At 63.6% G+C, this 6,374-nt stretch carries 5 protein-coding genes; 2 read left to right on the forward strand and 3 right to left on the reverse strand.

Annotation, left to right across the window (positions count from 1 at the left end; all coding sequences use genetic code 11):
* Positions 1-50: 50 nt before the first annotated feature.
* Complete coding sequence (locus ACPXB1_RS26710; RefSeq protein ID WP_425735947.1) at positions 51-452, forward strand: RusA family crossover junction endodeoxyribonuclease; 402 nt, start codon at positions 51-53, stop codon at positions 450-452.
* Positions 437-1,111 (forward strand): hypothetical protein, encoded by a 675-nt coding sequence (locus ACPXB1_RS26715; RefSeq protein WP_425735948.1) that lies wholly within the window; start codon positions 437-439, stop codon positions 1,109-1,111. The genes ACPXB1_RS26710 and ACPXB1_RS26715 overlap by 16 nt, the downstream gene beginning before the upstream one ends.
* A 157-nt stretch (positions 1,112-1,268) precedes the next feature.
* Here the strand turns inward: ACPXB1_RS26715 and ACPXB1_RS26720 are convergent, their stop codons facing one another.
* Genes ACPXB1_RS26720 through ACPXB1_RS26730 form a run of 3 tightly spaced genes read right to left on the reverse strand, consistent with a single transcriptional unit; the run spans position 1,269 to position 6,087 of the window.
* Positions 1,269-3,326, reverse strand: a complete 2,058-nt coding sequence (locus ACPXB1_RS26720; RefSeq protein ID WP_425735949.1) for a hypothetical protein — start codon at positions 3,324-3,326, stop codon at positions 1,269-1,271.
* Positions 3,327-3,379: 53 nt separating this feature from the next.
* The gene (locus ACPXB1_RS26725) at positions 3,380-5,395 is read right to left on the reverse strand and encodes a hypothetical protein (RefSeq protein ID WP_425735950.1); all 2,016 of its coding nucleotides are present in this window, start codon (positions 5,393-5,395) and stop codon (positions 3,380-3,382) included.
* Positions 5,392-6,087 carry a hypothetical protein gene (locus ACPXB1_RS26730; RefSeq protein ID WP_425735951.1) on the reverse strand — a complete coding sequence of 232 codons (696 nt, stop codon included), beginning with the start codon at positions 6,085-6,087 and terminating at the stop codon, positions 5,392-5,394. Before ACPXB1_RS26730 ends, ACPXB1_RS26725 begins: the two co-directional genes overlap by 4 nt.
* Positions 6,088-6,374: the final 287 nt, after the last annotated feature.

Below are 6,374 nucleotides of genomic sequence, written 5' to 3' on the forward strand. Positions count from 1 at the left end.
CGAGTACGGGCGGGTGCACATTGTGGGACTTCGCCGTTAGAGGGGTTCCCGTGTCGGCGCAGACCAAAAACTCGAAGCGTAAAGCGAGTTGGATCGCTGCCGTTCGAGAGCGCTCCGAAACCATGATGGGCGATCAGTTCCCGCTGAGCTGTCCGGTGGCAGTTGGGGTTACATATTTTTACGACGTAGACGTCTGGAGCGAAAAGCCCGGCGAAAGGCTCGATGTCGACAATTGCCTCAAGCCGATAGTCGATGGGCTTCTGCCTGGAGTTATTGTGGACGACCAGCTGGTAAGAGACGTATCTGGCTCGCGACGGCCGCTCGACCCGAGCCTTCGTCTCCTCAATCCTTCCGAAGCGCTAGTAGAAGGTTTGGCCTGGGGAGAAGCTTTTGTGCTCGTAAGGATTGGGCTTCCGGTCAATGAGGAGGAGATCCTGTGGATCGGCGTGTGACGAGAGAAGAAGTCCAAGGTCGGATTGGGTCGATCCCGAATGGATTCACTCTGCATTTTGAACCTTCCGCTGGGATTCTGCCAGAAGCACTGAAAACTTTGCGCCTGGATGCCGTGGCCACGGATGGGCGACATGGCGTGGTATACGAGATCGTTGTAGGTCGGCGGGCACTTCAGGACGAGGCGCGAGTGGAGAAACTTCGGCGACTCAGGAAAGCAATTCAATCCACTCCGGGCTGGAGCTTCGAACTGATCATTCTCCCTGAGCCGCCCCCAGAAACACTGCCCTTGAGTGACGTAGATAAGCGCGTTTCGGAGATACAGTCCACCCTGGCCGTGGGTTTCGAAGAATCGCGCAACAGTGTTGTGCTTGATGGCTTATTCCTGATCAGTTTTGCTCTTCTCGAATCCTGCATGGCCATGATCGCGTTTGCTGCTGATGTCGATTATCAGCCACTAGCCGCCCGGATTGGCGCGGTACTTACCGAGGAGGGAATTCTAGATCAGGATCAGCTAGATCAGATACGTAATTTTCAGAACGTGAGGAATGGGCTTGCTCACGGCTCTCATCATGTCCGGGCAACCATGAATGACGTCATTAACCTTCTCGCGCTCGTCCGAGAAATCCGAAGACTTGCAGACCATCCAATTGCAGGTTAAGTAACGGTCAGTCGTGCGCCACTCTGCCGCGAACCAAATACTGCTTCGTGCCGATGAAACATGGCCCGTGCAGCGAGTTTTCCCGAGCCAGGCCGGGCGCAGCTTGTCGTGGCGTCGCCGCCGGGTGAGGTTCCTGGAACAGTCGGGCAGTCGGGGGCTACTGCGCGGCCCTAGGCTGCGCAGTGCGTCGCGCGCGAGAAAGGCGAGCTCGCCTGGTGAGTTCAGAAGGGGTGAAACCTCCGATGGGCAGGACACCGATCAGGATGAATCTTGGCGTCTCCGTGGGACTGCGGGCGAGCCACGTGTGCCAGACGCTGTCCTGGAGGCTCGTGTAGCCCTTGCTGTGGTTGCTGTGATCGCCGATGAACAGAATACAGAACGGTGGAGTTGTAGCGGTGTAGTTGGCGGCCTGCGCGCTGTACTTGGCTTCGAGCCCGTCGCGGGTCCATTTGCTCTCGTGCCGTTTGACTTCGATGATGAAGCGCATGCCGGGCTGCGGGGTGTAAGTAATGTCGGTGCGTCCGGAGGCGACGTCGATGACTTCCCGCTGGACGCTGCCCGGCTCGAGCATGCCGGTGAGGTACTGGAGGCAGTCGTTCTGGACGTCCTCTTCCAACCAGAGCTTCTGGCCCGGTTTCGGTGGGCCGAGGTAGGCGGTCATGGCGCCGAGCTTGTCGGCTTGAGCGTCGAAGCGGTCGTGGAGGAATCTCAGGAAGTGGGTTTGCAGACTGGTGAAGTAGCTGCGCGCTGGTTCTTTCCATGCGGGGCTTTCAGCTAGCGCGGCGTGCAACGATTCCAGTTGACTGTCGAGGAGGACGTTGCCGGTGAGTGCGAAACCGCGAGCGTGGTCGTCGAGCACGCCAAGAATTCTGTGGTGGACGGCGGGGTCGAGGTTATCGGGCAGCCATGTTGAGAACGGCTGTCCGGCTACAGGTTTTCCCGGCGGCTCCGCTGGGGCGCCCGATTGTAGGGCGCCTCGTCGGGCCTGCACCCTCTTTACTAGCTGCTGCGCATCGGGGTGCCGGCTCAGTTCTGCGTCGTGCTGGAGGGCTTGTTCGAGGTGGTACAGCAGCGCCATCTCCTGGATGAACGCCCCTTCGACCGCAGGAGCGAGGATCTGTTCGAGCCCGTCCCCGGCGGAGGTGGTGTAGACGGCGCGGCCGGCCTGATACACCTGCAAGACCTCAGCGAGCACCTTGGTGGCGTCGAGCCAGCTCGGTTCCAGCAGCCGCGTGCTGACGTGGCGCAGGGTGGCAACGAGTTGATGCCACGCTGCCTCGGTGTGTCCGCGGGCTTCCAGCCAGGGTGGCTGATGCCTGCGGGCAGCCCAGGCGAAACGTTGCGCAACTGTAGCGTCGAGGTCGTGTGCTGTGCTGACGAGGCGGTCGCGGACGGTGCTGGTCCGCTGGCCGTCGAGGTCGGCGAAGGCGAGCGCAGCGGTGACGGCCAGGCGGTAGGCGCGAGCGTCCAGGCGTGCTTCTTCGGCGTCTTCGACGTTTGCCAGGCGCAGCGCCGCGACTTTCAGAAGCCGCATGACTTCGTCTGCTTGGTCGGCGTGCAGTGCTGCGCTCAGCGTTGCCAGTGCCAGTTCGTATCGGGCGTCGTTGCGGGCGGCTGGCGGCAGCGCCGGCGCATGCTCCAGCGTGTGCAGCACGCCGAGGAGGCCGTCATCGCGGTAGTGGTCGTAGGCGATACCGATGAGAAGGGGCAGCCGATGCAGCGCGTCCGGCGGTTCGTCGCCCCGGATATCGGTCAGCAATCCCGTGAGCCGACGGTGGTTGAGGTATCCGCCGAGGCAGAGCGGCAACAACCCGGCGATGGCTGGGTGGGCATAGGCGGGGTCTTCTCCGCCGTCGAGTGCCGCCTCAGCGTGCCGTAACAGCGCTGTAGCCGCTTTCCGGCCGTAGGCGTTCGACAGAACCGGCTCGTTGTTCAGGATCTCGCATGCTTCCAGAAGCACCCAGGCGCGGTAGGGCTGCCGGAACCCTTGGTCGATGGCGGGTGTCAGGGCGGCAAGGGTGTCTTGTGTTGCCGGGACGTCGGGGTTGACCAGCGACTGCAGCAGCAGGGGCAGGTGGGGACCCGTGGCCAGCACCTGCGCTTCGGCGATGATGACGTCAGCGCCGCCCAAGTCGGAGAGAGAGGGCCCGAGGTCGAGTTGTTGGTCGGTCGCGGTGGCAGCCCAGGACGTCAAAGCGTCCTCGGCGGCTCCCATTCACGCCTCCCGGTTTCTCTCGTCCGCTGCTGCCACCTAAACATGCCCTGTGGCTAGAACATGAACGGCCCGCTGCTGGTGATGATTCTCTCGGGTGGCAAGACGCCTTCGACGTACTCGGGCTTGGCGGTCGTCACGATGACCTGAAGACCGGGTACCTGCTTGCTGAGCTTCTCGAGTTCGGCCACCAACCGGGTGGCGTCCGGTGTGACGACTTCCTCGCTGCCCACCGCGTCGATCAACAGTAGACCGGGATGCGCGGGGACGCCGCGTTGCATGCTTACTCGCAGCATCGCGATGACGACGGCGATGCGTACCCGCAGGCGCTCCCCGGGTGGGAAGCCCTCATCGTCGAAGGGGGTCTTGGCCCCGTCCTTCGTGGCGTTGAGATTGCCGTTGCGCTTGAAGTCGACAGACTCCAGATCCCGTACACCGAAGTCACGCGCGAGCGCGACGATCTGCTGGTTGAGGTCCGGAAAGAGATGATTCCCGGCGTCCGTCACCACCTTAGTGAGCACCTTGTGCGCGACGGAGAGGACTGTTGCGGTCGTGTCGGACTCAGGCTCTGCCGCGCTCTGCGTAGTCTCGTTCACCTGCAACTGGCCTTCCAGCCGCGCTGCGCGTAGCTCTAGGTCGCGTAGCACCTGGTAGGCCGACGCGGCTCGAATGCCGTCGAGACGGGCACGGGCGGCGTCATGGTCCGTCTGCGCCTGAGCCAATTCCTGCTTTCGCAGGCCCAGATGATCGCTGATCTGCCGACGCAGGTCTTGTTGCCCGGCGAGCTCACGCTCCAGCTCCGCGATGCGTGCCTGCGCGAGATCGGCGTTCACTTGCGGCAGTGGGCGGGTGCACACCGCGCAGGACGCGTCCTTCCGCTCGATGACATGACGGCCGCCGTCGATCGGTTCCTCGCAGCGAGGACAGCAACTAGGAGATAGCAAGCCCAACACCCGGCGCGCCTGCCAGGTCTCACGGGCGTCCATGACCTGCTGCTGCGCCAACAGGCCCGCACGCTCGGCACGCTGGTCGGCGTCTTCGGCATCGGCGTACGCCTGCCGTGCCGTTCGCAGCGTGTCCAGCGTGACGTCGACCCGCGCCAGGGCCTCTGTTGCCAGCGGGCCGGCACTGCGATGGGCCTGCTGTAGTTGCTCGCGGACGTCGTCGAGTTCCCGCTGCCACCGCTCATGGTCTGCTCGGCGTGCGGCCTGGTCCTGCTCGGCGCGGTGCGCTGCTTGGTTGCTCTGCTTCACGAACCGCTTGGACACCGTCGACAGCTGCGCCAGCACCGAGGCATACGGCATGCCGATGAACAGTTCCAGAAGCTTGCCGGGCAGCCACGAGAGTGATGGATAGTCGCCGAGGAGCATCTTGCTGCCGCCGGGATTCAGGTAACAGGCACCGAAGTACACGGGCCAGCCATGCAGCTGCGCAGCGCCGCGGCCATCGAGCCCGCCGGCCGGGTTCCAGATCCTGGTGTAGGTGAGGCCGAGAGCCTCCATCATGAAGGTGGTGATCAGCTCCTCCACCTGCTTCGCGTCACCGGCCTCGGCAAGCGGGCGCAGCTCGGCATCCTCTGCGTCAGTGAGCTCGGCGGCATTCCGCGCTGACAAGATACGGCAGCGAAGCCGGCTCGGATTCTGCGAGGCATCGTGTTCCAGGACCAGCCGCACCGCCTGGCCCGTCACGACAACGTCGACGGTGATCCGGTGGACCCACTTCTTGATGTTCGGCGCCAGTTGGCGGGGGGAACCGCGCAGCGCCCAAACGATGAACTCCAGGATGCTCGTCTTGCCGACAAAGTTGTCGGGATACATGATCGCCCAGACACCGGTGGTCAGCCGCTGATCGATCGAGAAGGCGGTGCCGTCGCTCTTGGTACCCGCGACCCGCAGCCGCTGCACCTCGATCTGGCGGGGAGCAGGAACCGGGCTGGGCAGGGTGATCCCGACTTCACTCAACGCGGTCGCCACCGCCTCGACCGGCAACGCGCACTTGGCCGCCACCTGCTGCAGCACTTCACCCGGGCTCGGCGGCGTCCAAGCCTGCCCCTTGCCCTCTCCGAAGCTCATCGCGGCACCGCCGCAAACTGCGTCTGCCCCGGTGCGCCGGACGTACGTAAGGCCTCCAACCGTGCGCGGACCTGTTCGGTGATCGCAGGAATGTAGGACCCGATGGGAGTGCCGGCGTAGTCGCGTTGCAGATACTGCCGGTCCTTGATCTGAGTACCGCCCACGCCGTCAACGAGACTCACCACCATGCGGGTTCGTTCCCGATACCACTGCAGCGACGGCGCTTCACTGATCATCCCAGCCGCTGTCGCTCGTCCCTGGTGGAGCAGATAGTAGTTGTGCTGAAGGATCCGATCACCACCCACCCGATGACGCTTACGAGCCAATCCCTTCTCTACCAGGACCGCCAGCGCATTGTCCAAGTCCTCAAAAGCGCCGAAACGATGCCTGAGCATCGGGAACCGGCGCAGATCCGGCTCCTGGCCGGCCAGAATGCGCGTCGCCTCATTGACCAGCCCCGGCGATTCGGGATCGGCTTCGTAGTCGTTGAGCAGCTCATTGGCCAGGTAGTCCGGGTTGCGGACCCAGAAGTCCAGCTTCTGCAATCGCACCTGGGTGTGAACCACGCCAACAGCGCCTATGGGCACCTCATGATCGTCGGTGTCAACGGGTTCCGCAGCAGCGTCGAGCAGCAACAGAAGGCGGACCGCGTCCTGCCACAGGGTGGCTCGCCGTACCGGGAACTCGGCCATGGCATGAGCCAACCCGATCGACACAGCCGGTGTCTAGACTGCAACCCAAAGTGGAATCGGCTCAGAGTTCGGCGCGGGAGGGCTCGAGCGCTCCCCCGGTGCCGGGGGTCATGGGGGGTCAGGAGACCGGTCCAGCAGTTGGCAAATCTCGACCCTAGCGCCAGTGAGATTTCGGCGACGGCCGCTGCTCACGCGACGGTGGACCATCCCTAAGGGACGTCTCGTAACTTGGTGGTCGGTCCATGGTGGATCATCTTGGGGTGCAGGTGATCTCGGCGGCTCGCCAG

Source organism: Micromonospora sp. DT68, assembly GCF_049847245.1.
In the GTDB taxonomy this organism is placed as follows: Bacteria; Actinomycetota; Actinomycetes; order Mycobacteriales; family Micromonosporaceae; genus Micromonospora; species Micromonospora profundi.

Coding starts and splice junctions, on each gene's coding strand:
- ACPXB1_RS26720 (WP_425735949.1), bottom strand. CDS start 3,326: ATGGGAGCCGCCGAGGACGCTTTGACGTCCTGGGCTGCCACCGCGACC.
- ACPXB1_RS26730 (WP_425735951.1), bottom strand. CDS start 6,087: ATGGCCGAGTTCCCGGTACGGCGAGCCACCCTGTGGCAGGACGCGGTC.
- ACPXB1_RS26725 (WP_425735950.1), bottom strand. CDS start 5,395: ATGAGCTTCGGAGAGGGCAAGGGGCAGGCTTGGACGCCGCCGAGCCCG.